Below are 26,607 nucleotides of genomic sequence, written 5' to 3'. Positions count from 1 at the left end.
CAGGATCGTGAGTCTATGAAACACAATATTGATGAGCTGCTCGACATCGTCTATCGATACTATCCCCGTGGGGTCGGGATTATGGATGACGGCGACATCGACGTTCAGCGATGCGCGGAGACCGAAGAGCACGACCGACTGGTGCGCGCGCGTATCCAGGCCTCGAAGGGCGACCGATGGCGCGGCCTGCGGCGTCGCATTCGAGACGGATTCCCTGGTAGGTTCATGAACCATTCGCTGCATCTCCCCGCCGGAGGCTGCGACGCCTGTTACTCTTTTTCGATCGAGATGCCGGAGTCCACGGATCGAACGCTGTGGTTCCATGTGAGCTTTCTGGTTCCTTACTACATCGTCCATAGCGAGCGCACGGTCGACATCGTGAAGCGAACGAGGAACTCGTTCTCGGTCAAGTTTCTAGGACTACATTTCATCGTTACGCGCAGCCCGTTCGATCCCAGGTTCGTCGCTCGTCCGGACGATGGACAAAAGTTCGCCATCATCGGGAGGGAATATGCCACCTTCGATCTGCTGCCCGATGAGCAGCCATGCGCGGAGTGGATTTCCGGCGACATCGAAGCGACCTTCGGTTGCGAACGCATGCCGCCGGAGATCGGGACCGTGCTCGTGCCGGAGGTGATGACGAGCGTGCGTCTCCCCGGGGAGGTTAGGCTCTACGACTGCCTGTTCACGGACCAGCACAGGTGGGTGGAGCCATCGCCGTCTGATGAGCCGGCACCGGGCGTCCAGGTCGAAGCGAGCAACCTGACACAGCCGCTCATCGCGGTGCTCACGGTGCTCACGGCGCTCTACTGCATCTTGTGGCCCCTGACGCCAGAGTTGCAGAGCGGTTCTTGCTACTGCGTGGTGGAGACGGATGGCGTCCTTCGCAAGGGCGAGTTGATAGATACGCTCGCTAAGATTCGCGTGCTCCTCGAGCCGCCGATGACTCGATGGGGCGTCGCTGCCAGGCGCGAGTTCGAGGCTGCCGCGCGCGAGCTCGAAGCGCTGGTCGCCTCGTGGGACGGTGAAGGCGAGCCGCCGGCCGCCATGGTCGCCTGGGCGTGGAGCTTCCTGGCGAGTTGGCCCGTGAACTCGGAACCCGTAGCCTCGTCGTAGCACGACTGCTGGAAGGTGCCCCGATCGGCAGAAGAGCCACCGAGATCGCCAAGAGGAGCGCGGGAGGGTCGTCCGGGCATGTCCCTCCTACTCCGATGGTTTCTCGGCGTCACCGCGGTTCGCCTCGCTGCCTGCCTTCCTGAACTCGTGGCAGCCGCCGTGGAGGTCCGTGCCGTTCTCGCATGACGTGACTTCGGCTATTCAGGGAACCGAAACGTCTCGACGGCGATGCCGTCCTCCCCCGTGAGCACGTCGCCAGACCAATCCCAGCTCGTGCCGCCCGGGGCCGGCAGCCCGATCTCGAAGGTGACCCCCTCCAGCGTGAGCTGGTCCTCGTCGAGGGTTGCGATGCCGATCGAGTCGCCGCCGCGCCCGGGGCCGCCGTAGCCGCCGTCGCCCCCTCGGCCGCCGTCGCCACCCTGACAGGACCATGTGCCGTCCCCCACGGCGCCGCCCGGTGCGCCTCGGCCGCCGTCGCCGCCTCGCTCCGGCGCCCCGCCGTCCCCTCCCGCCCCGGCCCCGAGCGTCTTGAGCAGGCTGTCGCGCACCACAGCGACATGGACCGGTGGCCGGCGCCAGCAGGTAGACGCGCACGCGAGCCGCGCAGGCAACTGGGAGCGCTGCGCGCTCTGGGCGGAGCGATCCGCGTTCAGTGGGGTCCTCTGCTCCAGATTCCGTTTGACGCCGAACCCTGTCGGCAGAAGGGTGGCTCACCTCGCCATGTTATCCGTCCGTCGCGGAGACAGGAGAAGGGGGGCGATGGGCACACGAAGCCAGCGGACCCCGTGGGTGGTCCTGGTCATCCCTGCGCTCGTCGTCGTACCGACGCAAGGAGAGGCCTCCGAGCTGAGCGCCGGTGTGAGCCTCGGGTGGCTCCAGGCCGGTACCGTTCCACGCCTCGCGGTGGGGCCGCACGCGGGCATATCCTGGCCCATCCAGCGAGACATCCTGTTCACGGTGCACGACCTGTGTACGATCCTCCCCCCGATCCAGGAGGACGGGCTCGGGATCTACAACCAGACCTCGGTGGACATCGGGTACGCGTGGAAGGACGGCAACGTCAGCGCGGGGCCGTCTGTCGCGTTCTACCTCATGCCGGCGTGCGGCGTCACCTTGTGCGGACGCGTCGGTGGCTTGGCCGTAGGCGGCCACGCGCAGACCAACGCGTACATCGCCGGACCGCTCGGGGTGTCGGTGAGCGTCAACGTGGATTGGGTCGGTCGGGGCAACCTGGTGCTCCCGGGCTATGTGTCCGCCGTCGTTGTCGCTGGTCCTGTGCTTCGATGGAGTGAGAAATGAACGTGAGAAAAGTTCTATTCTTGATCTTGACTATCGCGGTTTGGGCGCTGGCGGCGTGCAACATGACGTTCGGCGACTGCTATCCTGTGGGGGAAAGAACTTCGGGTGCAGGTGCCGGTCCGGGCTCCGAGCCACGCCCCGTCTTCACCTCCTCCGCATCCGGTGACTTCGGGGCCGACCCCCAAGGCGGCGGCGAGCGCAAGATCGCGTGCAACGAGTGGGAGCTCGAAGACGAAGAGGAGAGACCGAGCGACAGCGACCGTGCGGAGAGGCCGACAGCTAACCCGACGAGCCCGCCAGACGCGTGCCCCGGAGCCGGCGACATTGCCGGAGACGGAGTGACCTTCTTGAGCTGTAGCGATGCATGCAGATCGAAGTGTCCACCTGGAATGGCCCCATGGGTATTCGGAGGTTTCGATCCGTCGGATTTCAATTTTATCACCACTGTTCCGGACGACGGTCGGGACAAGGGCGGAGGTTGGCAAGAGGCCAGGCCAACCCTGAATTTCAGGAGACTCACTGTCCCGCATCCGGTCAGAACCTGGAACTGTCATTTTACCATCAAAATGCCGATCCGGACTGAGAAGATGGGGCTAATCGATCCGGATCGTGCGGCCAGCCTCAGTGAAGAGATCATGGAGGATGTCGCCAACGTCATGGACTATGATCTGCCGTCGGGGATCTTTTGCAAGAGGTTTGCTATCCAGGCGGACGCTGCGTTTAAGTCCAAGTACAAGGGGCTCGGTGCCTCGGTGACGAATCCATGAAGACAACTCGCTCCGAGCTGCTCGACATTATCTACCGATTCTACCCGCGGGGTGTGCAACAAATCATGCGCATCTATGTGCCTCCGGGCGACCCCGTCTGGGAGGACACGGAGGAGTACGGCCGCCTGGTGGAAGCCGCAAACCGCGGGCGAGCGGAGTACCCGACGTGGAAAGCGATGATCCGCCGACTGGGGGATCGATACGGCCTTCATAACGAGTCGCTCAACCTGTTTGCGGGAGGGATCGACCCGGCATACTCGGCCCGCATCTGGCTCACCGAGGAAACGGCGCTCAGCTTCCACGTGTCCCTGCTCGGCCCATACTACGGGATCCACCTCCCCGGCATCCCCGAGGAGGAGCCGGTAGCGCGCGAGGTCGCCCGGGAGATCGAGGCCACGTACCCCGGTTACCAGCCGATCCCGCCGGAGATCGGGAACGAGCTGGTGCCAGATGTCGACATGTATTGGTCATTGATGGGCAAGGCGACGATCTACGTGTGCCTCTTCTCAGGTGTCTGGACTTCGGTGAATCCGTAGCCATTCCGTGGCGTCCGCCGTCCCATGGCCGGATTCGGCGCCACGGCTTGCGGAGCGCCCGCGCGCGTCGAGGCCGACGCCCGCGGGCGCGCGATGACGTTGGCGTCGCCCATGGCGCCGGAGCAGATAGCGGGGCCGCGGCGTCAAGGAATATCGCGGCGTGGTCCGCACCTTCCGGCGGACCGGCGGCGGTGGTTGATGAAAAGGACGGGTGCATGATGAAAAGAGCGTGTTCTCCCGGGTGCGGCGTGGTGGCTGTCTCCTTCAGCTCGGATCCCCGGGATTGGGTGTGGGTCGCCGTGGCCCTGCTCGTGCTCGCCGGCATGGGCGCCGCGCTCGTCCTCGGCTTCAGGCGCCGTCGCTGACGCGGTAGGCCGCCCGCACCCCGGAGTGGGCCCGCTCCCTTGTCCTTACCGGTCGGCAGTGGCCGTCGCCGCAATCGGCTGGAGCGCGGCGATGGTTCCCGCGATCACGCCATGGCGGATCGCCCGAGGCGTATGCGCTTCACACCGTTTGCAGGGTTCGCCTGATGTGTCGTGATCCTAGTCAGGGAAACGCAGCGTCTCGACCCGGGTGCCGTCCTCCCCTCGGACCTCTTCACCAGACCAATCCCAGCTCACGCCGCCCTTGCCCGGCGGTCCCAGCTCGTAGGTGACGCCCTCCAGCGTGAGCTGGTCCTCGTCGAGGTAGGCGATGCCGATCGAGTCGCCGCCGCGGCCGGGGCCGCCGTAACCGCCGTCGCCGCCGCGGCCTCCCTCGCCGCCGCCGCACGACCATGTGCCGTCCCCCACGGCCCCGCCCGGTGCGCCTCGGCCTCCTTCGCCGCCTCGCTCTGGCGCCCCTCCGTCCCCACCCGGCCCGGCGTCGAGCGTCTTGAGCAGGCTGTCCCGCACCGTCAGCTTGGCATGAAGCACGGCGATGCCGATGGTGGGCTGGCCGTTCCCGCCCCCTCGGCCGCCTCGACCGCCGCAACCCCCCGCGCCGCCGGAGCCGCCGCCGGCGCCTCCCTTGGAGGCCACGTCGCACACGGCGAGTCCGCCGCGACGCCCGCCTCCCCCGCCACCGCCTTGGCCCGGCATGCCGCGGATGCCATCGGCTGCCCTGTCGCCCTCCCATCCGGTCTCGGTGAGCCGCCCGATGCCCTCGCCAGATGCGCCGATCGCACCCCACTTGCCGTTTTTCCCGTTGAAGCCGCTGTCGCAACCTACGTCTTCGCGGTTGCCGCGTCCTCCTTGCCCAGCGTGGCCGGGGTCCGGCGCGGGTGCGGGCTCGCCATCCTCCCCATCTCCAGCGCCGTCGACGCGCCCGTCGCCTCCCTTGCCACCCACGCTCGGGATCCCGCCCTCACACGGGTTCACCACCGCGGGCCCGCCGGCGACGGTGGCTGCCGTGCAGGCATCCCCGCCGTAGATGCCGTGCGGCCCGTCGGGTGCCTGATTCAGCCCGGGCCACCTCTCGCCAGGGCGACCCCCGTTTCCATAGGATGTGGCGATCTCGCTCCGGGTGAGCTCCACCGCGGTACCCGACCGAACGAGCATCCCGATATAGGTTTCGCTCAGGAGGAGCACATGGTCGATCCTCGAGACTCCATCTGCCGCCCCGGTGTCGCCGGCGCCCGCCGGCTCGACGGTCAGAACAATGGCGAATGGTCTCTCGCGGGCGATGATGCCAGTCTTGACATTCTCCTTGAAGCGTTCAAATGTTTGGCAATTAAGGCCTCCGTAGAGGTCCACACCTGACGGCAGGACGACGGCTTCTTCGAAGGCGTCGTTGCACGCGAACACCCTTCCTCGGCCGATGCGTGCAAGCTCAATCGCGCGCCGGAGAGAGCCAACCGGCTTGGCCTTGGTGCCCGGATTCGCATCATCACCGCCATAGAAAAAAGTGTTGACGAATATCCCACAGCCTTCCTCGAACCGATCGGCCGCAAGGTGTTCGAGACAGACGGATTCCGGCGGCGGTTCGTCTTGGCACGACGATGTGAGCGCACACGGCGGTCCACCGGCATCGATGGGGCCTGGCGCGCTCTCGCAGGCAATCGCAGCGAGAGAGAGAGCAAGGAGCGGGACAATCGCGCGTTTTGATGTCATCGGCATTCCTCGACGGCTGCGTCGCGATGGGCGACTCAACGGGGCGGCTCGCTCGGTGCACCGAAAGGATAGAGATGACCGTATGGGCCGGCCGCGCCTCGCCCCACCTCGTCATCCATACCGGCGTTGCCTGCGGGGCCGCCTCTTCCGGGCTGTCCAACGTCGAAGATCGTGCCGGGCAGGATGGACAGATGCGGGACCACGTACGCGATTCCGATGGCAGCGCCGCCGAGCCCACCGCCGGCATCACCGCCGCGGCCACCGTCCCCGCCGAGGCCGCCCTCGCACGCGCTCCACATGTTGGTTCCAGTCAAGCCCTGGCCACCGTGCCCGCCAAACCGCCCGATGCCGCCTGGTTGGCCCGTTCCGCCGACCCCGCCGTTGCCGCCGTTGCCCGCGACAACCTTCGTGGCGTCGAGTTCCAGCTCCGAGTCCTCCAGCGCGACGATGGCGATGCTCGCGCCGCCATAGCCGCCGCCCCTACCTCCCTCGCCGCCGCAGCCCCCGCTTCCCCCCGAGCCACCGGCCGCACCGCTTTGGGGGCGACCCGCAGGACACGCAACCATGTCGCCGCGCGACTTGCTGCCGCCGCCTCCGCCGCCCCCTTGGCCGGCGCCCCCCTTCTTTCCATCCTCACCCCGGACACCCACCCATCCGTGGATGTCGAGGTAGCCGTCACCGACCGCGCCGTCAGCGCGGCCACGGCTGGCACCGGGCGCGCCGTCTGTCCCCCTCGTGCACGGACGGCTGCCCGCGCCGGCCCCGGCAAGGCCTTTGCCATCCGGATTCTCCCCGGGCTCCGGCTTTCCCGGTGCGCCATCGCCGCCGCCGTCAAGCCCGCCGTCGCCGCCATATCCGCCCGTCGACTCGATGCCGTCGTCGCAGGAGTTGACAACCGGCAGGGCGCCCACAGCGGCGTCCACGGTGCAGGCGAGCGCGCCGTCGTTCCCCGGCGCTCCGTCCTTCGCGCGGACGCTGAGCGCGTCCTTGCCCGGCTCCCCATCGTTGCCGTTGCCCGCGATGACGTCGCTCGACACCACCTTCGCCTTGGCCCCAGGGCTCAAGATCATCGCGATCGACGACTTGCCATCGCTCGCGGAGGCGTCGGCCGCCACGGCGCGCACGCCGAAGATCACGGACGTCGCGTCGTCCCCTGCGACGACCGCGTCGTTCCCCCTGAGGACCCGCAGCGGGATCCCCACCGGCGGAGCGATGATCGTCGGGTGATCCGGTCCGTCGAACGACTCCGCATACGACCAATCGCCGCCGCCGCACCGGCGTCCGCCCCAGAGGTCGACGCCTGAGGGCAGGGTGATCGCCTCCTCGAACTCCCCTCCGCACGCGTACACGCGCCGGGTCGGCTTCTCGTCGCGGCCTCGCCCGTGCGCGGCGAGCCCGATCGCATGTTGCAACGTCTTCACCGGCTCGTCCTTCGTTCCGGGGTGCCTGTCGTCGCCTGACGACGCGCTGGCGAACACCCCGCATTCGTCCAGCGCCGGCGCGGTACCAGGCGCTCCTGCGCAGGGGTCGGGCGGAGGCTCCGGATCGGGGGCGCAGTCCAGCCCTTCCCAGCAAGCATCGGAATATCGGCACGCGGTAGAAGCGCCCGCGATCCAGGCGCACAGCACCACGGCGAAGACGGAAGCTCGAGCGCTTCGGCCGCCCTGCGAATGCATCTCCACCGCCCCTCCTGACCTCACCAGCTTCCCTCGATCCTCACGCCGGTCTCACGCCCGGTCGCCACGGGCGAGACGTGGATCCGCTCCTGAGCCGGCGAGTGCCCCAGGAAGGAGAGGTCGGTGAAGAAGGACGCGGCCGTCGCTGCGCCGAGCACACCCCCCGTGATGAGCAGGGCCGTGCCCAAGCCGTCGGAGAGGTTGCGCTCGTCGAGGAGGCGGCGCAGGGCGCCGCACGAGGAGCGCCGGGACGCTTGCCAGCACATCGACGAGCTGGACGTCCGACCACGCGTGAGCCCGTCGCGTTGCTCGCGCGCGTCACCATCCAGCGAGCTGGCCCTGATCATCAGGACGGCGCCCGCCGACAGGGTGGCCGTCGTGGCGGTGATTCCCGCGATACGCAGCGTCCCCGGCCAGGAAGCCCACGGGCTGGGGGCCCGCGCGCGCACGACGGGTGAAGAGCTCCTGGTTTCCTGCGTTGCCTTCGGTGATGCCGGCGCGCTCTCCGGAGCTTGGCTCACCGCCAACCGCGCCAGCGGCATTCTGACGTTGTAACGCGTTGCGGCCACAGCCCCGAACTCATGGAAACGATCCTCGCGGCCCGGGGCGCTGGCCCGCACGATGCGCTGGCCGGGCTCCAAGAACAGCTTGTACGTCCGCGCGACCCGGCCCACCCACTTGCCGTCGACGAGCACCTCGGCGTCCGGCGGATCGACCGAGAGCACGAGTGTCGCGACATGTTTTGTTGCCTCGCGCTCTCCTTTCTCGAATCGCAGCTGAAGCGCGAGCGGCAGCGCCGTGCGCTGCTCGAGGCTGAAGGCCAGGTGCTCGGCGGCGTCGCGGTACCTGCGCAGCGCGAGCTCGCAGAGACCAAGCTCGCCGGCGAGCTCCGCGCGCTCTCGCTCCGTGCTGGACGCCGGGTCAGCTGCCTCGAAGGCGGCCTTGTAGGCGGCGTATGCCTCGGCCCACTGCCCGGCGTCGCGTGCCCTGCGACCGCGGCGAACATGGTCCTTCACCGTTGCGCCGTCACGTGGTCCTGGCTCCGGATAGGTGTCCTCCGCGCTGGCCGAGCTCGCAGCGCCGGTTGCGGCGAGGAGCGCAGAGAACAGCAGAACACACGCGGAACATCGCATGGTTGGACGGTACTCGCGCCAGCCGCGCGGCGTCAACGAGAGCGAATCGATGCAAAGTGACCCTGGCAGTGGCAAATTGCGTTCGGGTGCGGCAATGCGATCATCTCCTCGCGGCAGCGAGGGCTCGATCGCCTGAACGCATGGTTCGGTGCGACCTGGTGCTACCAAAGTGGCCGCTCCTTGCGCTTTCCTGCACCGTTTCGAGCGGCTCAGGGATGCTACCTACCGTGGGCAAGCCAGCGACCCATCTCCTCAGCTTCAACCGCTTCCGGCGCCTGGCCAGGCTCCACGGCGTGCCGGCGCGCGACGCCGAGGATGTCGCGCAGAACGCGCTGCTGCGGGGGTTGGAAGCGGCGAGGCGGGTCGAGCTGAGCGGCGATCCGGCGCGGTACTTCGTCACGATTGCCCTCAACGAGGCACGGAAGCACAGGCGGAACGAGCGCCGCCGCGGAGAGGTGCTGACGTCGTTCGAGGAGCGCGATCCCCGAGACGAACGCCCCACGCCGGAGGAACTGCTGCGCTTGCGACAGCAGGAAGAGCTGGCCCGGGACTTGCTCGACCGGGTCGGCCCCAAGGACCGGGATCTCCTGGTCAAGCACGAGCTGGAGGGGACACCGCTCTCCACGATCGCCGCCGAGCTGAACGTCCCGTTGGATACGGTGAGGGCGCAGCACCGCCGGGCTTGGGATCGACTCGTTGCGGCTTTCAAGCGGTGGACGGCCCAGCAACCCGCGCACGGTAGGGACGAGAGCGCCTGCGTCCCGCTGGTGCTCGGGCTGGACCGCCGTGCGTCGTGGACGGCCTGGCTGCGCCGTCTGGGCGTGAGGATCGTCGTGCAGGGTGCGTTCGTCGTGTTGAGCGGCGCGCTCCTCTCGGCGGTGCCGCCGCTTCCCAGCGCGGAATCGTGGCTGCACCCGGCGGCATTCCGCGCACCGGGGGGCGCGCCTGCGCCAGACGACGTCACGGCGCAAGGCTCACGTGACAGCGCGCGTTCCCCTGCCGCGCCCGCCGCGCACGAGAGCTCGTCGCCGACGGCGACAGGCAGCGTGCGCGCTGAGGCTGTGGCGAGCAGCACGCCCGGGCCCTCTGTGGCGACAGCACCTCGGATCTCGTCCCCGGGGCGCCCCGTGTGGCCAGCGGTCACCGCGCGCGAGATGCGCCTGATCAGCCAGGCCCGAAGGGCGATTGAGGACAACGACGGAGAGGGCGATCACGAGGCGCGCCTGCTGCTCGAAGCCCATGCGCGGGAGTTTCCGCGCGGTAGGCTCGCGGCGGAGCGCGAAGCGCTGTTCAGGCAAATTCGCTGAATCGTCGGCCGTCGATCGACGGCGAGCTGACGGTGACGCTGATGGTGTCTTCAGCCCAGACAGCACAGGGCCGAGATCTGTCTTGCGTAGGAATGCTTACGTCCAGGAGGAGAATTGCCATGGAGGACATGCTGGGGGCGATGTGGCTCGTGTCGCCGCTCGGGCTCGCGATGATCGCGTGCGTCGCGATCGGCTTCGCGGTCACCGCGCGCGAAGCGCTGGGACGAGAGCGCGGGCTTCGCGAGGCGCGCGAGCACGCGCATGATGACGAGGAGGCAGCCCTCACCGATGCGAAGGAGCAGGCCGTGGGGGACCGGGATCGATACCGGCGCCTTCTGGACTGTCACGTCGACGCGGCGCTCGCGGAGCTGAGAGACCCCCGAGGGCGCCCCGTCCCCTGGCCGGGAAGGGTCCTCGAGTCGTTCTGCGCGACGACGCCTTCGTGGAGGAGAAAGCTGGCCGAGAGCACGGGGCTATCACCGAGGGAGGTGGAGCGGCTGCTGAGGAGCGACCTGCCCATGACGCCCGGCCTCGCGCGGCAGCTGGAGACCTTCACCGGCACGCCGGCGCGGTACTGGGAGCGCCTGTGGCAGCTGCACGACGACCACCGGACGGACGCAGAGGAGACCGTGGTGATCCAGGTCGGCGAGCCCGTCACCAAGCGCGAGAGCTCGGCGCGTCCCGCGTCGTCGCCGGCGCCGCCGATACCTCCCCGCGCGCTCGACGTTCCTCCGCCTGTGGTGCCGTCGCCCGAGCTCGCGGCCATGAGCCCGCGCGCGAAGCTCCCGCCGCCGCCGCAGCCGCGCCTTGGGTCGCCGCTCCCTGTCCGCGCCGGCACGGGGACTGAGCTCGCCCGGCGCGCTGCCACGCTGACGAGTTTCCCGCTACAGCGTGACGAAGGCGGGCCGGCTTCCGCGAACGTTGCCGATTGGGAGGACGTAGAGCGCTCTCCGCTGAACACGACCCTTCCGGGAGTGGGGAGCCATGGGTGAGCGCAGCCGTGCCTCGCATTCATCTTAGGGTGCGATTTCGCAAGGGGGGGGATTCATGGATTGTCCGAATGAAGGCAAGCGCGCTGCCGCGTACGCGCGCTTGTTTTGCCCGATGCTGGTTCGTGCCGTGTTGCTCTGGTTGGAGAGGATGGGGGTGCCTCAGTGCCATCGTGGCGACGTCGCGGGCCAGGTCTGGCTCAACGCCTGCGAGAGCTGGCCCAGGTTCGATCCGAAACGCGGCAGGCCGGAGCGCTGGTTGAACGCGATCACCGTACACGTTGCCTCCCACTACCACGAGCGTGCGCGAAAGCGCAGGGAGGAATTGGTCAGTTCGATCGAGGTGCTTGATCCAGCGCCGGATGCTGCTGCGATGGAGTCCGACAACGTCAGAGCCAGCACCATGGATGCAGTGAATGAGCTCGATCCGGTGCTGCGACTCGTTCTCGTGGCACACGATTTGGGCGGAGTTTCGATGGCCCAGATCGCCCAAGATGCAGGTCTGCCCCTCTCGACGCTTTACAGGCGACGCGCACGTGCCATCGGTGAGTTGCGTAATATCCTTATGCTTCGGAAAGCCGGTGAGATCTCTCCGCGGGGAGCGGGACTGCAATGAGCGTCAAGGGCCTGGTTGTTCACTTCCGGCGCGACCTGGATGACGACGAGGCGGAGCGAATGATCGACGCTATGATGATGCTGAAGGGCGTCGCCAAGGTGTCATCTGTCAAAGCCGGTTACGAAGACGAGCTGAACCGGCAGCGGGTCAAGCGAGAACTGCTAAGCAAGATTGATGGGCTTCTGAGAGATGACGAGGTCCCGATCTAGCTGCCGACGAACCCGCGTCGTCGTGGTGTCGACGCAAAAGGCCCGCGGTGCCGCCATCGGGCCGCGCTCGCGGGCGACGCTGGCGCCCGGACGACGTCGTGCCGCTCCAGGCGTGCGCCTCTGATCACGATGCGGGAGCCGAGCGCGGCGAATCGGCATCATGTGGGTTCGACACGCACGTGCCAGGGGTCGCGCTGGATTCCATTCCCACAATTGACCCCCTCCTGCTCCGCGAACACGCGGGCGGAGTGCCCGCTCTTGTGCCAGCGCGCCACGCGGTCGCGCCAGGTGCGTGTGCTCTCGTCCATCGGCACCTCCGGCGCGGGTTTCTAAGCGGCGCAGAGGCTCGAAGACAGGATGTGGTCCGCAGAACGCATACGAGTGGATCGCGGTGATATCGAGCGCCGGAGAGAGCGGCGAGGCCCACGAGACGTTTCGGTTTCCTGAATAATGGAAGTCACGTCATGGGAGGACGGCGCGGGCCTGATGGTCGCAAGGTTGCAAGGTGGACAGCCGCGCGGAGCTCCAGGAGCACGACTCCAGGACGCGGCGCCGAGACCTCGCTCGCGGAGCTCGTCGGCAAACGGTTCTAGCCGGTTGAACCTTCACGAGAGGGGGACGATGAATGTGGCCTGCATTTCTGCTCGGTGCCAGTTTCGCGATGGGATGCATTGCCGAGCAAGACGACAAGGGGACAACTACGGAAGAAGGCGCCGAGGCGCACACGGAGGAGGCATCCGAAGCGGTCTTGACCAATCGAGTCTTCTGCAAGGAAGGAGAGGAGGGAGCCCCATGTTCCGACAAGTGCGTGGCACAAAAGATCTATTGCCACGCCGCCTATGCCGCTCACCCATATAAACCAAGCGTCGGCAATGGCAAACTGCATGCCTGCAACCGATTTGTGCCGGTTGGATGGATGTGGACGACGGCTTCATCGAGCTCGGCGTGCATCGGCCGAGCCGAGCCCCTCCACTTGGTCTAGCGCGAAGCGGCCGGCGTCGACTCCTGCGGACCGGCGACGGCTACGTCGTCCTGCGACGTCGGCGCACCGGTCCGCACCGACCGGAAGGAGTGAGCGTCGCCTTCGCGGATGCACGCAGCGCGGTGGCGGTCCCGCTGGCCTGTGCTCGGCACGCCCGTGCGGCTCGGGATCGCGCCTCCGATCCGCGCCGCAGGCTCGTGACCGAACGGCCGGGCAGCGGAATCACGGCACACTGCTGGGTGGGCGAGGCGCGGTGGAGACGATCCTGCCGGACGGGCCGGGGCTCCTGGACCGTGCCAGGTTCGAGCGCGACGAGCGCGGCTCCGTCACGCGCTCGCGGAACGAGATCGCGATGAGCCGCCGTCCGCAGCAGGGCGCGGTCAGCGGTAGCCGCCGTATCCGAGCTCGTGCTCTATCTTGACCAGCTTGTTGTACAGGCCGATCACGAGCAGAGAGGGCGCCCACTGGCCGATGAAGTTCGCAATCTGCTTCTTGCCGGCCAGCATGCAGGCGGCCGAGACCGCCATCGAGCCGATCGCCAACCCGAGATAAGTGCCGGACGGAATCCTGCCGGTCCTCTCCTCGATCTTCGTCGTGATCTTGCCCTCTTCCTTCTGGACCATCTGCTTCTGCATCATTGGCTCGGTGGTGGTCATCGTGGCTCTCCTTCCGCAGCGCCTGGCCGGCGCTGCCCTGGCCAGCACTGCCCTGGCCGCCGCGAGCCGGTGCGACGACCGGGCCAGAAATGAGGGCGTCCGGACGAGAACAATCCGCGCAGCGAACGCTGCTGCCGCCGGCACCGCGGCGCGCTGTGCCTCTGGGCAATCGCCGTCCACGCAAGGCGCAGGGCGGACTCGACAGCGACGATGCCAGGGCTCGATCGCGCGCAATGCCACGTCGATGCACACGCCGGCTGGTCGACCGCTCGACCGCCGGCCTCCGGCGCCGGTCCTGCCCGGGCGCCCGCGCCGCTCAGATTCGCGCCGTCACAGCGCGCAGGATCTGCCGCTGGGCCGCCGCGAACACGAGGAGCACAGGCAGGCTCAGGATCACGTTGCCGGCCATCACGAGGTGCCAGCGGACCCCTGTCCCCTGCTCCCGGAGGAGGGCGATCGCGAGCGGCAGCGTGCGCACCTGGTCGTCGGTCGTCATGACGAGCGGCCAGAAGTAATCGTTGTAGTGAAAGACGAAGCTGAACAGGAACAGCGCCGAGAGCGTCGGCCGCAGCATCGGGCCGAGGATCAGGTAGACGATCCTGAGCTCGCCAGCCCCATCCATCCTCGCCGCCTCGATGATCTCGTCGGGGACCGAGAGCAGCGCCTGGCGCACGAGGAACGTGCCGAGCGCGCTCACCCCGAACGGCAGGATCAGCGCCCCGAACGTGTTCACGAGGCCGACCGAGCCGAGCATCGTGAAGACCGGCACGAACGTCACCTGCGCCGGGATGAGGAGGCACGAGAGCACCAGAACGAACGCTGCGCTCCGCCCCACGAACCTGAGCTTCGCGAGCGCATAACCGGCCGGGAGCGCGAGGGCCATCTGCAACAGCGCGATGGCCGTCGCCATGAACACGGTGTTGGCGAAATACCGCATCACCGGCACCGCCTGGAGCACCTCACGGTACGCGCCGAGCTGGAAAGCCTGCGGCAAGGGGTAAGCCGGAGCGCGGGTGATCTCGGGCAGCGTCTTCAGCGAGGTGATCGTCATCCACGCATACGGCCCGAGCCACACGATGGCCACCACGACGAGCACGGCGTCCGAGACGAGGCGGCGCGAGCGCGCGTTGAAGCGCCCCGCGCCGGCGCCGCCGCTCTGCCCCGCCGTCACGACGGCCGCCTCCCCTCGCGCGGCGCGCCCGCGCGGAGCGCCCAGAGCTGCAGGACCGTCAACAGGAGCAAAAAGACGAAGAAGATCACGATCATGGCGCTGGCCCGGCCGACCCGCAGGTTCACGAAGACGTGCTCGTAGATCGCGTAGACGAAGAGGGTCGTCGATTTGACCGGCCCTCCCTGCGTCATCACGCGGATCACGTCGAACGCCTGAAAGGAGAGGATGAGGCTCGTCGTCGCCACGAAGGCGGCGCTCGGGCGGAGCAGCGGCCATGTCACGTGGCGGAACCGCCGCCACGGGCCGGCGCCGTCGAGCGCGGCCGCCTCGTGGAGCGCGCGGGGGATGTCCTGGAGGCCGGCCAGGAAGATGACCATGGCATAGCCGGTGATCTTCCAGACGCTCACCGCGGCCAGCGCGAGCAGCGCAGAGCGGGGATCGCCGAGCCAGCTCATCGTCGGCAGGCCGAGCCAGCGGAGCGCGACGGTGAAGAGCCCCTCTGCGTCGAGGATCCACATCCAGAGCAGCGCCACCGCGACCCACGACACGACATAGGCGCTGAACACAGCGCCCCGCACGAAGGCATAGACCGGCCCAGGGCGATCGAGCGCCACCGCCAGCGCGAGCCCCAGGGCGCCGGAGAGCGCCACCACGACGGCGCTGTAGCCGAGCGTGCGCAGCAGCGTGCCGGCGAGCTCGCCGCTCTCGACGAGGACCTCGTAGTTCCGGAGGCCGACGTACCGCGGGGGCGTGAGCAGGTCCCACGCAAAGAAGCTGTTCTTGGCCGCGAGCAGGAGCGGGATCAGGAAGAACACGGCCAGGAAGGCCGCTGTGGGCAGGAGGAGCAGGTAGGGCGAGAGGGGGTGTTTGGGCTTCATCGCTCGCGCGCCGCGCGGACGGCCTCGGAGAGGGTCTCGGCGGCGTCGCGCGGGGCGAGCACCGCCTCTTCGAGCCGGGGCTGCACCGCCTCGCGCTGGACGCGGAACAGGTCCGGAGACCAGGGCCAGGGCGCGGCGTGCGCGAGCTGGTCCACCGCGACGCGGTCGTTCGGGTGCGCGGCGTAGTAGCCGCCCTGCCGGAGCATCTCGAGGCCGCGGCGCGAGACGGGGATGTAGCCCGTCCGCGTCGCGAACGAGTTCGCCTGCTCCGGCTGCATCATCCAGCGCAGGAACGCGAACGCCGCCTCCTGCGCTCCCGGCGCGGCGCCCCGCGGCATCACGAACATCGTCCCGCCCGTGGGCACCGAGGCGCGCACGTCGCGCGGCAGCGGGGCGGCGCCGACCTCGAACTTCCCGGCGCCCGCCTGGCTCGCGTTGTCCTCCAGGTACCGGAGGAACGCTGTCGACGTCCAGATCATCGCGACCCGGCCTGCCAGGAAGTCGGTGTTCGTCACCTGCCACGCGTTGTAATCGCGCCCGGGCGGCGGCTTCATCGTGCGGTCCTCGTGCACGAGGGTCTGCCAGAACCGGAGGGCGCGCACGCCCGCCTCCCCGCCGAGCGTTGGCGTGCCGTCCGGGGCCACGACGTCGCCGCCCGCTTGCCCGACGAGCGCGGCCCAGAACCACCAGTCGACAGGGCACTCGAAGCCCCACCGCCGCGTGCCCTCGCCGTCGCGCACGACGAGCCGCGCGGCCGTCGCGCGGAGCTCCTCCCAGGTCGTCGGCGGCGACAGCCCGAGCTCGCGAAACACGTTCCGGTTGTAGTAGGCGATCGGCGTCGATCGGTTGAACGGCAGGCACACGAGCGGGCGCTCGCCGCCGCCCACGAACGTCCCCGACTGGCCGAGGGCCTCGACAACGTCGAGGTCGCCGCCCGGCGCGCCGGCGAGGAACCGATCGAGCGGCTCGAGCACGCCCGCCTCGGCCAGGTAGGGCACCACCTCGCCGACCACGTGCGTCAGGGCGGGCGCCGCGCCCGCCGCGAGCGCGGTCCGCAGCTTGGCGAGCGCCTCGAAGTAGTCGCCCTGGTACACGGCATCGATGCGATAGCGGCCCTGCTCGCGGTGGAACTGGTCGACGAGCGACAGGAGCACCTCGCGGTTCTTGCCGCCGTAGGCGAACCACAGCGAGCCCTCGACGCGCCCGTCGGCGCCGCGCCCGCGCCGCGCGCAGCCGATCGATCCCGCCGCGGCCGCGGCGAGCGACGCGGCGAGCGCCCGGAGCGCGTCGCGCCGCGAGCGCACGGCGCGGCCTCCCCCGCTCATGACGCCGCCCGCGGCGGGGCGATCCGCGCGCCGGAGCCCGCGTCGAACCAGAGCACGTCGCGCGGATCGAGCCGCGCGCGCACCGCCTCGCCCGGCGCGGGCGTCGCGAAGCCGTGCGCCCGCGCGCGCAGCCGTGTCCCGCCCGCGTCGAGGTACAGGAACGTCTCGGCGCCGAGCGGCTCGGCCACGACGAGGCGCGCCTCGACCTCCACCTCGCCCTGCGCCCCCGCGTCGCCGGGCGATCCGCGCCCCGGCGCGACGCGCAGGTGCTCGGGCCGCACGCCGGCGATGGCCCGGTCGGGGAGCGCCACCCCCGGCGGGGCGGGCAGCGAGAGCGCCGCGCCCTCGTAGCGCTCGCCGGAGCGCTCGAGCGGGAGGAGGTTGATCGCCGGCGTGCCCAGGAACCCGGCCACGAAGGTGTTCGCCGGCGCCTCGTAGATGGCGCGCGGCGGGCCGACCTGCTGGAGCTCTCCGGCGCGGAGCACGGCGATGCGGTCGCCCATGGTCATGGCCTCGACCTGGTCGTGGGTCACGTAGACCGACGTCGTGCCGAGGCGGCGCACGAGCGCCGCGAGCTCGACCCGGAGCTCGGCGCGCAGCGCGGCGTCGAGGTTCGAGAGCGGCTCGTCGAACAGGAACGCCGCGGGGGCGCGCACGATCGCGCGCCCCATGGCGACGCGCTGGCGCTCGCCTCCGGAGAGCTCGCCGGGGCGCCGGTCCAACAAGTGCCCGATGGCGAGCAGCGCCGCCGCCTCCTCGACGCGGCGCGCCCGCTCCTCCCGCGCGACCCCGCGCATCCTGAGCGGGAAGCCCATGATGTCGCGCGCGGTCATGTGCGGGTAGAGCGCGTAGCCCTGGAAGACCATGGCCACGTCGCGGTCCTCCGGCGCGACGCGGCTCACGTCGCGCCCGCCGATCGAGACCGTGCCGCCGTCGGGGCTGTCGAGCCCCGCGATCAGCCGGAGCGCCGTCGATTTGCCGCAGCCCGACGGGCCGACGAGGACGAGCAGCTCGCCGTCGTCGACGTCGAGATCCAGGCCGGCGAGCGCGGGGCGCTCGGCGCTCGGGAACCTTCGGGTCAGGCCTCGGAGCGAGAGGGTGGCCATGGCAAGAGCTCAGGTGGCGAGCAGGACGAGCCCGGGGATCGTCTCGGCGACCGCGAGCAGCTTGGGGCTCGGGGAGACCGCGACGGGCACCCGGGCGGTCCGGAGCAGGGCGGCGTCGTAGGCGCTGTCGCCGAAGGCCGCGAGCACCGCGAGCTCGGGGAAGATGCGCTCGAGGGCGCGGGTCTTCCCCTCGCCGTAGGTCGCGGGCGCGCCGAGCTCGGGGGCGAGCCGGCCCTCGCGGACGGCCGGGGTCATCGCGGCGATGCGCTCGGGCGCGACGCCGAGGCGCGCGACGGCGCGCTCGATCACGGCGCGCGGCGACGCCGAGACGACGAACACCGGGACGCCGCGCGAGCGCGCCCAGCCGAGGATTGGCAGCAGCGCGGGCCGGATCCGCCCGGCGTGGCCCTTCTCCTCGAGCACGCGGTCGACGAGCGCCGCGAGCTCGTCCTCGCGCCACCCCGCGAAGGCCCAGGCCATCATCGCGAAGGCCCTGTCCTCCGGGTAGCGCTCGGCGTTGAACGCCGCGTAGAGCGCGCTCGCGATCTCGTGCGCGCCGCCCTCCGCGGCGACGCCGAACGCCTCGGCCTCGCGGCGCAGGGCCGCCTCCGCCTCGGGACGCGCGCAGCGCCCCGCGAGGAACGCCTCGAAGAGGTCGACGCCCACGTCCCCTTCCCAGAGGGTGCCGTCCGCGTCGAACGCGAGCGCGGGGCGCGTGGCGTAGGTGCCGTACGCGGCCTCGATCCGCCGCAGGATGTCCGTCGTGCTCTCGCGCGGGATCGTCGCGCCGCCGTCGAGGTGTGCCGCCGTCATGGTCTCCCCGGGGCCGGACGCCTGGTCCGACCGAGGCCTACGCCTACTGCGGCGCCCGCGTCGCGTCACGCCTGTCAACGTCGCGTCACCCGGCAGGAACGCCGATCACGTGGAGGATCCGGGAGAAAACGACAGGGAGACGGGGAGGCGAGGAGGAAGAGAAAGGAAATAAAAAATCTCCCCGTCTCCCCGTCTCCCTGTGAAATCTCTCCTGTTTCTCGAGGTTCAATCGGTTCGTCGCGCCACGAGGCGTCACCGCGCCTTCTCGAAGAGGGAGTGGTGCAGGACGCCGACCGCGGAGGCGACGTGCGCGTCCTCGATGACCATCGACAGGTTGACGCTGCCCGTCGCGTAGCTGAGCATCTCGACGTTGACGCCGGCCTGGGCCATCGCGTCGAGCACCTGCGCGGCGACGCCCTTCTGCCTGGGCATGCCCTGGCCGACGATCACGAGGGTCGTCCGGTTGGGCAGGACCTCGCAGGCGCCGAACTGCTCGAGCTCGGGCAGCGCGCGGCTGAGCTTCCCGAGGTCGTCGGTGGTCATCGAGACCGAGACCTCGGACGTCGTGATCACGTCGATCACGACCTCGTGCCGGGCCAGCGCCGCGAGCACCTGCGCGAGGAAGCCGACCTCGCCGAACATCCGGGTCGAGCTGATCTTGAGCACGACCTGCCGCTCGCGGTAGGCGATGCTCGTGACGGGCGGGGACGCGGCGTCGGTGTTGAAGTCGATGACCGTGCCCGGGTGATCCGGCCGGTTCGTGTTGAGCACCCGCACCGGGATGCCCTTCTCCATGGCGGGCAGGAGCGTGGAGGGGTGCAGGACGCGGGAGCCGAAGAACGCGAGCTCCGCGGCCTCTTCGAAGCGCATCGTGGGGATGTTCCGGGCCGTCTTCACGACGCTCGGGTCGGCGGTCATCACGCCGTCGGTGTCGCTCCAGATCTGCGCCTCCTCGGCGCCGAGCCCCGCCGCGACCAGCGTGGCCGTGAGGTCGCTCCCGTTGCGGCCGACGGTCGTGATCTCGCCGGCCTCGTTGCGGCCGACGAAGCCGGTGACGATCGGCACGATCTCCTCGGGGACGCGCTCGGCGAACATGGCCTTGATCCGGGCGTCGAAGCCGGGCAGCGGGCGCGCGCGGCCGAAGTTCGCGTCGGTGATGAAGCCGAGGTCCCAGACGTCGTAGGCGCGGGCCGGCACGCCGCTCCGCGCGAAGAAGTCCGCGATGCAGCGCACGGCCATCCGCTCTCCGAAGCTCGCGATGTAGTCGAGGCTCCTCGGGCTGAGCTCCTTGACGAGGCTGATGCCGCGCAGCAGATCGGCGATCTCCTCGTAGAAGGGCGCGAGGAGGTCGGGCGCGCAGCCGAGCGACTCCGCGACCGCGCGCTGCTTGTTCACCGGGAGGGAGGGATCGAACCGCCCCGTGGCGGCGGCCTTGGCGGCGTTGATCAGCGCGTCGGTCATGCCCTTGTGCGCGGAGCTCACCACGACGGGGCGGCGGGCCAGGCGAGCTCTGACGATGTGGAGAACCTTCTCGATCTGCGCGCGGCTCTCGACCGAGCTGCCGCCGAACTTCATGACGATCATGCGCGTGCCTCCATGGGCCAGCTGGGCCCGGTGGGCGCGAGAATAGTCGCGGCTGGCGGTGAAGCGAGCCCGGCCTGACGTTGACGCGAGGTGCTAAGAGCCTGCCCCGGTAGCCGACCCAACCAGGCGGGCGAGGGGCCTATGCCTCGGTCGCAAGGAGGGCCCGGAAGCTCTCGCGCTTCGTGAGCAGGAGCCAGCGCAGGTTCTTCATGAGCGTGCCTTGCTCCGAGAGGGCCGCGTGGCTCAGGAGGACGAGCTCGGCGACGCTGATCCCTTCCCGCACGTCCTCCGGGGCGACCTTGACCCTGCCGTCCGCCGCGGCGCGGCAGCGGGCGAAGCGGGAGATCACGACGGTGGCCAGCGAGAGGTCGAGCACGGCCGCCAGGAGGTGCCTCGGCGCCGAGAAGATGTGCCGGCGCTGGAGCACGAGGCGCAGGTAGTCCTTCACGGCGGCCCCCTCGTCGCCGGCGAGGAAGCGATCGACCGTCCTCACCCGCTGGAGCTTGAACGGCCTCGGGACGAACATCATATCGACGGTGCCTCTCCCGAGCATCCAGGCGGCCTTGTTCCCGAAGCTGCGCAGCGCCTGGAGCTGCGTCCACGAGGCCTTCTCGACCCGGTGGGGCTCGCGGACCCGCGACGGATAGCAGAGGTTGCCGAGGAGATAGGCGAACAGCACCCGCGCATGGAAAGAGGGCTTCTTGCGGGGCGCGAGCGGCTCGGGCTCGTCCTTGCCGGCCTGCCCGAGGGCGGCGTCGACCGAGGCGTCCGTCGCGCGCCCCTGGCCCTGGGGGAGAGCGCGCTCGAAGGCCGCCGTCCAGTCGTAGAGCCGCGCCAGCGTCGACGCCGGCGACGCGCCGGTCGCGAGCTGCTCTTCCCAGTGCCTCGCGGCGCGCAGATAAAGCGGCTGGGGGAGGATCACGCCGCTCAGCGTCGCCAGCGCCGTCGACATCCGCTCCGTGTCGCCTCGCTGCTGGAGCTTCGCCTTGAGCTGGCGGTCGACGGGCTTGCCGTAGTTGTCGCGGATCGACGGGCACAGCTGGGAGAGCTGCGCGACGACGACATCCTTCTCGTCGCGGACGAACCCGAACGGGAACGCCTGGCACGACTTCGGGATGTACTCGTGGCCGAACCGCTTCTGCATGCTGCAGAGCATGTCGTCGTCGAGGAAGACGCACTGGAGCTGGCGATCCCGCTCCCGCACGGGCAGCACGCCGCGCCCGATGACGAGGGCCCCCTCTTCCCCGACGCGCTCCCGCACCCAGGGCTCCGCGAGGTACCGCCTGGCTTCGTCGCCGCTGAAGCGGATGTTCCACGGCATCCGGCAGCACCGAGCTGGGCAGTCGCGGCACTCGAACTTCTGATTCGGGGGGTGACTCGAGGGAGCGATGAGCTTCGTCGCCATGGGGCGCGGGACCATACAACGCCACGGAGATCGGCGCTCGATCCGGCGCGCGATCCCCGCGTGCCGCGCGTCCATCGCGTCCATCGCGCCCGGCGTGGCGCAGCGAGCCAGTGGGCTCAGGCGTGGCGACGGCGATCGGCGGGACGGCGACCGACAAAAAGACAGCGCCGCCGGGGCCTCAGGGGGGCGAAGGCCACGCCGGCGGCGCTGCCTCCCATGAAGCACTGATCGTGCCATCCGGACGACCCCTAGGCAGCACCCCGAATTGCGGCGATGCGTCAGGGACATCCCCTACGGGTTTCGTTTTTGAAACGCCACGGTCTCAGCATTGAACGATTGTAAGGGTTCTTTTCTTACCACCGTATTTCGTTACGGACGTAACAATTCCAGTCAATCCAGGCTCTTTTTGCTGTTGTCGCAAGTTTTGCTGCGTTCCGTGGTCGAGCGCTGTACCTCTCTTTGAGGAGAACAACATGCGACTTGCTCTTCCCCTGTCAGCGGTCACAGCGATGTCTCTCGCGCTCGCCGCCTGCGGCGACGACGACGAGATCTCACCGTTGGGAGCGGCGTCCGGCGCAGGCGGCCAGGGCGGCCAGGGCGGCCAGGGCGGTGACGACGGCGAGGGCATCGCGCCGGACGGGAAGGCGGACGGCGAGGCCTGCGCGGTCAACGAGGACTGCCTCGGCGGGCTCTGCTTGACCGAGGAGGAGTTCGGCTGGGCGGGCGGCTACTGCACGAGGCTCTGCGACACGTCGCTCTTGCCCTGCGGTGAGGGCTCCGAGTGCCTGCCGCAGGGCAGCTTCTCGCTCTGTCTCAAGTCCTGTGAAGAGACGTCCGACTGCGGGAGGGCGGGGCATACGTGCGTCGACGTGACCGACGACGGGTGGACGATGTGCTTTGGCGGCTGCGACGACGACGCGCAGTGCGAGGGCGCCTGCGACGAGGACTCCGCGTTCTGCGTCTCGTCGGGTGAGATCTGCGACAGCGCCGAGGACGAGGACAAGGACGGCCTGCAGGACTGCGAGGAGCGCGACTGCTCGACGAAGGCAGCGTGCGTCGAGAGCGTCGCCGCGGCGTGCGCGGAGGCCACCGACGTCTCGGCGGGCGGGAGGTTCACCGGCACGACGGAGGCCGGCACCAACCTGTTCGCGGCGCTCTGCCCTGGTATCCCCACGGCCGTCACGGGCACGGGCATGCGAGAGCGGGTGTTCGGGTTCGTCGCGCCGGCGAAGGGCGCGGTCCATATCGCCGCGACGGCGACGGCGCCCGAGGCCGACTTCGACTGGTACATCCGGGAGAGCTGCGACGACGAGGCGACGCTGCTCGGCTGCGTCCCTGCGTTCGGACCGGAAGAGGCCCCGCTGGAGCTGCTCACCGAGCCCGGTCAGACCTATTTCATCTTCATCGAGGGCAAGAACGGGATGGACGCGTCGTATACGCTCGACGTGTCCTTCGCGGAGGAGATCTGCGGGGACGGAGCGCGCGTCGGCGCGGAGGAGTGCGACGACGGAGACGCCGTGGATGGCAACGTGTGCAGCGGCGCGTGCAAGGTGAACCTGGAGCCCCTGTGCGCGGCCGCGGCGACGCTCACGGAGGCAACGGCGGTGGGCGACACCTCCGAGGGCACGCAGGGCGTCACGGGGTGGTGCGGCGGCGAAGGCGGGGAGCTCGTGTACCGGTATACCCCGGAGGAGAGCGGCGACCTGACGATCACCGCGACGCCGGAGGGCCACGCCGATGTCGTCCTCTACGCGCGCAGCGACTGCGCGGACCAGAGCAGCGAGATCGCCTGCGTGGATGATCCCTTCGACTCCGGGTTGCCCGAGTCGATCACGGTGACGGCGACGGCGGGCCAGCCGATCGACATCTTCGTCGACAGCTACAACGCCGCCTCCTCGGGGCCGTTCACGCTGACCATCGCCCCGGCGGAGTGACCTGAAAACGCGGACCGGCCGTCCAGGAGGCTCCGCCTCCGGACAGCCGGGCGATCGCGCTTTCGCGGAGCTCGCTACCGCAGCGGGAGCGCGGCCTCCTTGCCCTTCATGCTGGGCAGGTCGATCACCTGGAGATCCGCCGTCGCGACCTCGCCCGCCTTCACCTGCACGCCCGTCCCGATGCTCGTCGACTCGACGTTGACGATGTAGCCGCCGGCCGGGAGCCCGGACACGCGGAACGAGCCGTCCTCCACGGTGACGGGGTAGAACATGCCGATCGCGCCGTCGTCCCCGATCTGGGTGGCCACCATGAGGCGAGCCCCCGGGAGCGGCTTGCCGGCCACGGTGACGCGGCCGCGGATCTCCGCGGTGCCCCGGGGCGCAAAGGCGATGTCGTGCTGCGTGTTCTTCCCCTCCTCGATGCCGACCGCCGCGAGCATCACCTCCTCGCCTCGCCGCATCATGACGCGGAGCTCGCCGGGCGGGACCTGGTCGAAATTGAAGCTGCCGTCCTCGTCGCTCACCGTGTTCACGAAGCCGATCGGGCGGTGCATGAGCGTGAGCCGGGCGCCGGCGACGGGCTTGCCCTCGGCGTCTCGCGCCACGCCGGAGAGGCTGCCGCCGGGCGACATCACGAGCTTCACCGGCTTCAGGCCGTCGCAGCCCGCGACCTCGATCTCGGTCGAGCTCACGGCGTTGCTGCCGTCATAGCCGCGGACGACGATCGTGCCCTTCGGCACGTGCGGCAGGCTGAAGGAGCCGTCGTCCTCGGTCTGCGCCTGCGCGGCGGCCTCCATGGACAGGCTGCTCAGCTCGCCGACGGCGAAGAGCGACTCGGCGTCCACGTACACCCCGGGCAGCCCAGCGCCGGACGAGTCCACCGCTTGCCCGATCAAGGTACATCCCTTCGAGAGGGTCAGATCCATCTTCTCGACGTCTCCGGCGCGCACGTTGACGTTCGTGGAGAACGCGGGCGCGAACTCCGCCGCCGTCGCCCTGACGACGACATCCCACGAGGGCAGCTGATCGACGCGGAACGAGCCGTCCGGGCTCTCGAACGTGCGAGAGAACAGGGGCGGCGTCGCCGGCGTCTCCGCCGTCACGGCCGAGAGGATGTCGATCGAGAAGCGGCGCACGGGCTCGCCCCGCTCGTCCAGCACGCGCCCCTCGATGACGCCGCTCTTCGGCAGCACGAGGCTCAACGCCTCGCCGGGGCGCGCCGTGGTCGACGTGGTCCCGTATCCATCGACGCTCGCGCTCAGCTGATAGGTGCCGTCCGGGAGCGTCAGCTCGAACCGCCCTCCATCGTCGCTCTTCACGGAGCCCGCGGTCGAGAGCACGTTGCCGGCGACCTCGAAGGTCATGGCGACGACGGTCGCTCCGGCGAGGGTGTTCCCGTCCGTGCCATAGACGACGCCGCTGATCGTGGGCTTCGCCTCCTCCTTCGCCGCCGGCGCCGGGCCGCGCACGAGCGCCCTGTTGCGATAGCGGACGTGCTTCTCGGCCCCGGCGGCCGGGCCGCTCGCCCCGGCGGTCTGCTCGTCCCCGGAGCGGAAGGCGAGGAAGAGGGCGACGCCGGCGAGGGCGGCCAGGAGCAATCCGGCGGCGATCCACGAGGGCCGGCGCGAGGGGTTCCGTTGCGACGAACTCGGTTGCATCATTGTTCCTCCAGACAAGTTGACCTGGCTAGAGCCCTGCGGTCCGGAGCTCGGCGGAGGCGGAGAAGAGAAAGGGGCCGCCGGCGTTCCGCCGGCGCCCCCTCCTCAATCCGCACGACACGATCGACGAGCGCCTCCCCGACCTGCCCGGGGCCGTTACTATGGGCTTTCTGCAGGGAGGCTCTCGCCGATCGGTCGGACGCCGGGCGCCGTCTCAGAGCCCGGTGAAGACCGGTCTCAAAGGCACGCCGTCAGTAGCAGTGCGGGGTGTACGTGACCGGCACGGGCATCGACAGCGCGGAGTAGAACTGAATCGTGGCCTTGATCGTGCCGGTGAAGTCGTCCTCCATCCCCACGAAGTTGCAGATGGGCGCCTTCTGGAGCCGTGAGGTGATGCCGGAGCTGGGCGGGAACGCCACCGTGCTGGGCGGGATCGGCACAGAGGGCAGGAGCGAGATGCTCCCGTCCGTGAAATAGAAGGAGTTCCAGTCGCAGTCGTTGCTCCCGATCGTCGTCGCCTGGCGAAGGAACATGTTGGCGGCGACGGCGGCGCCCGGGGCCGCCACGACTCCCCACTTGCACACGTAGCCGCACTCATCGTTGAACGGGGTGCCCGCCTGCTCGGCCAGCTGGCAGACGGTCGTACCGACGGGCACCTTCCTCAGCCCGGTCTTCATCGACACGTTGTAGATACAGTCGTTCCGGATGGCCAAGGCGCTGCCCGAGATCGACGTGACGGTTGCGAAAGCGAGCACCCAACGAGCGAAATTCTTCATGAGAAATACCTCCGAGGAATCGAATCTGTGGTGAAGTTTGATGCAGATACCTATCCAGATCGTCACCCAAGGGATGCAATCCCCCGGGGCCTGCGCCAGGAGAGCGGTGCCCCGACGGGCGCGACGCACGTCGTCGTCGTCCCGTCACGGTCACGCTCCCGGAGGAACCCGCCCCGAGGTCATGACGCGAACAACAGGAGACTATTCTCCCCGCGGTCTCACGCAAGCACTTTTGACTGGCATCTTTCCGGTCAAAAACAGGACGGAGTTAGAACCATGGAGAATACCGGCACTCCTCGAATATGAACTCGCGCCCTCTGCCGTGAACGCACCCCGCGGGCGCCTACATCCGGCCGAAGTATCGGGCACCCGCGCCGAGAGGCGGTGTGCGGCGGCGCCGCGAGGCGCGGCCGAGGGCGGGAATCGCCGGGGAACGCCAGGGCGGGCGCGCGGCGGCGGACGCGCGCGCGAGGCACAAGGCAGCTCCGTGCCGCCCCCGGCGCTCGATCTACCCACCAACCTACCTACCTACCGAAGACGCCCCGCGAAGGCGCTTGTGGGTATGGCCCCCCCATGCGGCG

23 protein-coding genes and 1 pseudogene are annotated in these 26,607 nt (G+C 69.4%); 10 read left to right on the top strand and 14 right to left on the bottom strand.

Annotation, left to right across the window (positions count from 1 at the left end; translation table 11 throughout):
• The first annotated feature begins 15 nt into the window (after nucleotides 1–15).
• Nucleotides 16–1,116 carry a hypothetical protein gene (locus WMF44_RS49410; protein WP_437297006.1) on the top strand — a complete coding sequence of 367 codons (1,101 nt, stop codon included), beginning with the start codon at nucleotides 16–18 and terminating at the stop codon, nucleotides 1,114–1,116.
• A gap of 197 nt (nucleotides 1,117–1,313) precedes the next feature.
• Here WMF44_RS49410 and WMF44_RS49405 read toward each other — a convergent pair.
• A pseudogene (locus WMF44_RS49405) lies at nucleotides 1,314–1,643 on the bottom strand (hypothetical protein); the annotation flags it as partial.
• Nucleotides 1,644–1,875: 232 nt separating this feature from the next.
• Here WMF44_RS49405 and WMF44_RS49400 point away from each other — a divergent pair.
• The 4 genes from WMF44_RS49400 (at nucleotide 1,876) to WMF44_RS49385 (ending at nucleotide 4,083) form a co-directional block, all read left to right on the top strand.
• Nucleotides 1,876–2,415, top strand: a complete 540-nt coding sequence (locus WMF44_RS49400) for a hypothetical protein (RefSeq protein WP_437297005.1) — start codon at nucleotides 1,876–1,878, stop codon at nucleotides 2,413–2,415.
• Nucleotides 2,412–3,182: a hypothetical protein gene (locus WMF44_RS49395; RefSeq protein WP_437297004.1), complete on the top strand. Its 771-nt coding sequence runs from the start codon at nucleotides 2,412–2,414 to the stop codon at nucleotides 3,180–3,182. The genes WMF44_RS49400 and WMF44_RS49395 overlap by 4 nt, the downstream gene beginning before the upstream one ends.
• Nucleotides 3,179–3,718 carry a hypothetical protein gene (locus WMF44_RS49390; protein WP_437297003.1) on the top strand — a complete coding sequence of 180 codons (540 nt, stop codon included), beginning with the start codon at nucleotides 3,179–3,181 and terminating at the stop codon, nucleotides 3,716–3,718. Before WMF44_RS49395 ends, WMF44_RS49390 begins: the two co-directional genes overlap by 4 nt.
• Before the next feature lie 215 nt (nucleotides 3,719–3,933).
• On the top strand, nucleotides 3,934–4,083 hold the full coding sequence (locus WMF44_RS49385; RefSeq protein WP_437297002.1) for a hypothetical protein: 150 nt from the start codon (nucleotides 3,934–3,936) through the stop codon (nucleotides 4,081–4,083).
• 177 nt (nucleotides 4,084–4,260) lie between these two features.
• On the opposite strand, the gene WMF44_RS49380 is transcribed toward WMF44_RS49385, so the two are convergent.
• From WMF44_RS49380 to WMF44_RS49370, 3 genes are read right to left on the bottom strand one after another with little or no spacing between them, the layout of a single operon-like run.
• Nucleotides 4,261–5,808: a hypothetical protein gene (locus WMF44_RS49380; protein ID WP_437297001.1), complete on the bottom strand. Its 1,548-nt coding sequence runs from the start codon at nucleotides 5,806–5,808 to the stop codon at nucleotides 4,261–4,263.
• A gap of 35 nt (nucleotides 5,809–5,843) precedes the next feature.
• Entirely contained in the window at nucleotides 5,844–7,484 is a 1,641-nt protein-coding gene (locus tag WMF44_RS49375) for a hypothetical protein (RefSeq protein WP_437301698.1), read from the bottom strand.
• 20 nt (nucleotides 7,485–7,504) lie between these two features.
• On the bottom strand, nucleotides 7,505–8,500 hold the full coding sequence (locus WMF44_RS49370; RefSeq protein ID WP_437297000.1) for a hypothetical protein: 996 nt from the start codon (nucleotides 8,498–8,500) through the stop codon (nucleotides 7,505–7,507).
• A 344-nt stretch (nucleotides 8,501–8,844) separates the two neighbouring features.
• On the opposite strand from WMF44_RS49370, the gene WMF44_RS49365 reads away from it, so the two are divergent.
• The 4 genes from WMF44_RS49365 to WMF44_RS49350 all read left to right on the top strand — a co-directional run bounded on the left by WMF44_RS49365 (nucleotide 8,845) and on the right by WMF44_RS49350 (nucleotide 11,738).
• Nucleotides 8,845–9,924, top strand: coding sequence for an RNA polymerase sigma factor (locus WMF44_RS49365; protein WP_437301697.1), 1,080 nt, complete (start codon nucleotides 8,845–8,847; stop codon nucleotides 9,922–9,924).
• Between the two features lie 119 nt (nucleotides 9,925–10,043).
• Nucleotides 10,044–10,916, top strand: coding sequence for a helix-turn-helix transcriptional regulator (locus WMF44_RS49360; RefSeq protein ID WP_437296999.1), 873 nt, complete (start codon nucleotides 10,044–10,046; stop codon nucleotides 10,914–10,916).
• A 55-nt stretch (nucleotides 10,917–10,971) separates the two neighbouring features.
• A complete protein-coding gene (locus tag WMF44_RS49355; RefSeq protein ID WP_437296998.1) occupies nucleotides 10,972–11,529 on the top strand; it encodes a sigma-70 family RNA polymerase sigma factor in 558 nt (185 codons plus the stop codon).
• Nucleotides 11,526–11,738, top strand: a complete 213-nt coding sequence (locus WMF44_RS49350; protein WP_437296997.1) for a hypothetical protein — start codon at nucleotides 11,526–11,528, stop codon at nucleotides 11,736–11,738. The genes WMF44_RS49355 and WMF44_RS49350 overlap by 4 nt, the downstream gene beginning before the upstream one ends.
• 1,362 nt (nucleotides 11,739–13,100) lie before the next feature.
• Here the strand turns inward: WMF44_RS49350 and WMF44_RS49345 are convergent.
• From WMF44_RS49345 to WMF44_RS49310, 8 genes are all read right to left on the bottom strand, one after another.
• Complete coding sequence (locus tag WMF44_RS49345) at nucleotides 13,101–13,376, bottom strand: hypothetical protein (RefSeq protein ID WP_437296996.1); 276 nt, start codon at nucleotides 13,374–13,376, stop codon at nucleotides 13,101–13,103.
• Nucleotides 13,377–13,692: 316 nt separating this feature from the next.
• Nucleotides 13,693–14,547, bottom strand: coding sequence for a carbohydrate ABC transporter permease (locus WMF44_RS49340; RefSeq protein WP_437296995.1), 855 nt, complete (start codon nucleotides 14,545–14,547; stop codon nucleotides 13,693–13,695).
• Entirely contained in the window at nucleotides 14,544–15,425 is an 882-nt protein-coding gene (locus WMF44_RS49335) for a carbohydrate ABC transporter permease (protein ID WP_437296994.1), read from the bottom strand. Before WMF44_RS49335 ends, WMF44_RS49340 begins: the two co-directional genes overlap by 4 nt.
• On the bottom strand, nucleotides 15,422–16,729 hold the full coding sequence (locus WMF44_RS49330; protein WP_437296993.1) for an ABC transporter substrate-binding protein: 1,308 nt from the start codon (nucleotides 16,727–16,729) through the stop codon (nucleotides 15,422–15,424). Before WMF44_RS49330 ends, WMF44_RS49335 begins: the two co-directional genes overlap by 4 nt.
• 17 nt (nucleotides 16,730–16,746) lie before the next feature.
• Nucleotides 16,747–17,856 carry an ABC transporter ATP-binding protein gene (locus tag WMF44_RS49325; RefSeq protein ID WP_437296992.1) on the bottom strand — a complete coding sequence of 370 codons (1,110 nt, stop codon included), beginning with the start codon at nucleotides 17,854–17,856 and terminating at the stop codon, nucleotides 16,747–16,749.
• A gap of 9 nt (nucleotides 17,857–17,865) precedes the next feature.
• On the bottom strand, nucleotides 17,866–18,669 hold the full coding sequence (locus tag WMF44_RS49320; protein ID WP_437296991.1) for an HAD family hydrolase: 804 nt from the start codon (nucleotides 18,667–18,669) through the stop codon (nucleotides 17,866–17,868).
• A 252-nt stretch (nucleotides 18,670–18,921) separates the two neighbouring features.
• Entirely contained in the window at nucleotides 18,922–20,253 is a 1,332-nt protein-coding gene (locus WMF44_RS49315; protein ID WP_437296990.1) for an aspartate kinase, read from the bottom strand.
• Nucleotides 20,254–20,392: 139 nt separating this feature from the next.
• Nucleotides 20,393–21,574, bottom strand: coding sequence for a YkgJ family cysteine cluster protein (locus WMF44_RS49310; protein WP_437296989.1), 1,182 nt, complete (start codon nucleotides 21,572–21,574; stop codon nucleotides 20,393–20,395).
• Nucleotides 21,575–22,131: 557 nt separating this feature from the next.
• On the opposite strand from WMF44_RS49310, the gene WMF44_RS49305 reads away from it, so the two are divergent.
• Nucleotides 22,132–23,592, top strand: a complete 1,461-nt coding sequence (locus tag WMF44_RS49305; protein WP_437296988.1) for a hypothetical protein — start codon at nucleotides 22,132–22,134, stop codon at nucleotides 23,590–23,592.
• A 74-nt stretch (nucleotides 23,593–23,666) separates the two neighbouring features.
• On the opposite strand, the gene WMF44_RS49300 is transcribed toward WMF44_RS49305, so the two are convergent.
• Complete coding sequence (locus tag WMF44_RS49300; protein WP_437296987.1) at nucleotides 23,667–25,253, bottom strand: MSCRAMM family protein; 1,587 nt, start codon at nucleotides 25,251–25,253, stop codon at nucleotides 23,667–23,669.
• Nucleotides 25,254–25,501: 248 nt separating this feature from the next.
• Nucleotides 25,502–26,005: a hypothetical protein gene (locus tag WMF44_RS49295; RefSeq protein ID WP_437296986.1), complete on the bottom strand. Its 504-nt coding sequence runs from the start codon at nucleotides 26,003–26,005 to the stop codon at nucleotides 25,502–25,504.
• Nucleotides 26,006–26,607 lie beyond the last annotated feature (602 nt).

It is taken from the genome of Sorangium sp. So ce426 (assembly GCF_051475585.1).
In the GTDB taxonomy this organism is placed as follows: domain Bacteria; phylum Myxococcota_A; class Polyangia; order Polyangiales; family Polyangiaceae; genus Sorangium; species Sorangium cellulosum_B.
Note: the sequence above shows the minus strand (reverse complement) of the source record. Positions and strands in the feature narration are given on the sequence as shown.

Bases quoted from the DNA above. Each gene is read 5' to 3' on its own strand.
- WMF44_RS49320 (WP_437296991.1), bottom strand. From the start codon at position 18,669: ATGACGGCGGCACACCTCGACGGCGGCGCGACGATCCCGCGCGAGAGC.
- WMF44_RS49380 (WP_437297001.1), bottom strand. From the start codon at position 5,808: ATGACATCAAAACGCGCGATTGTCCCGCTCCTTGCTCTCTCTCTCGCT.
- WMF44_RS49355 (WP_437296998.1), top strand. From the start codon at position 10,972: ATGGATTGTCCGAATGAAGGCAAGCGCGCTGCCGCGTACGCGCGCTTG.
- WMF44_RS49410 (WP_437297006.1), top strand. From the start codon at position 16: ATGAAACACAATATTGATGAGCTGCTCGACATCGTCTATCGATACTAT.
- WMF44_RS49350 (WP_437296997.1), top strand. From the start codon at position 11,526: ATGAGCGTCAAGGGCCTGGTTGTTCACTTCCGGCGCGACCTGGATGAC.
- WMF44_RS49375 (WP_437301698.1), bottom strand. From the start codon at position 7,484: ATGCATTCGCAGGGCGGCCGAAGCGCTCGAGCTTCCGTCTTCGCCGTG.
- WMF44_RS49385 (WP_437297002.1), top strand. From the start codon at position 3,934: ATGATGAAAAGAGCGTGTTCTCCCGGGTGCGGCGTGGTGGCTGTCTCC.
- WMF44_RS49300 (WP_437296987.1), bottom strand. From the start codon at position 25,253: ATGATGCAACCGAGTTCGTCGCAACGGAACCCCTCGCGCCGGCCCTCG.
- WMF44_RS49315 (WP_437296990.1), bottom strand. From the start codon at position 20,253: ATGATCGTCATGAAGTTCGGCGGCAGCTCGGTCGAGAGCCGCGCGCAG.
- WMF44_RS49400 (WP_437297005.1), top strand. From the start codon at position 1,876: ATGGGCACACGAAGCCAGCGGACCCCGTGGGTGGTCCTGGTCATCCCT.
- WMF44_RS49325 (WP_437296992.1), bottom strand. From the start codon at position 17,856: ATGGCCACCCTCTCGCTCCGAGGCCTGACCCGAAGGTTCCCGAGCGCC.
- WMF44_RS49390 (WP_437297003.1), top strand. From the start codon at position 3,179: ATGAAGACAACTCGCTCCGAGCTGCTCGACATTATCTACCGATTCTAC.
- WMF44_RS49395 (WP_437297004.1), top strand. From the start codon at position 2,412: ATGAACGTGAGAAAAGTTCTATTCTTGATCTTGACTATCGCGGTTTGG.
- WMF44_RS49345 (WP_437296996.1), bottom strand. From the start codon at position 13,376: ATGACCACCACCGAGCCAATGATGCAGAAGCAGATGGTCCAGAAGGAA.
- WMF44_RS49305 (WP_437296988.1), top strand. From the start codon at position 22,132: ATGCGACTTGCTCTTCCCCTGTCAGCGGTCACAGCGATGTCTCTCGCG.
- WMF44_RS49360 (WP_437296999.1), top strand. From the start codon at position 10,044: ATGGAGGACATGCTGGGGGCGATGTGGCTCGTGTCGCCGCTCGGGCTC.
- WMF44_RS49310 (WP_437296989.1), bottom strand. From the start codon at position 21,574: ATGCCGTGGAACATCCGCTTCAGCGGCGACGAAGCCAGGCGGTACCTC.
- WMF44_RS49335 (WP_437296994.1), bottom strand. From the start codon at position 15,425: ATGAAGCCCAAACACCCCCTCTCGCCCTACCTGCTCCTCCTGCCCACA.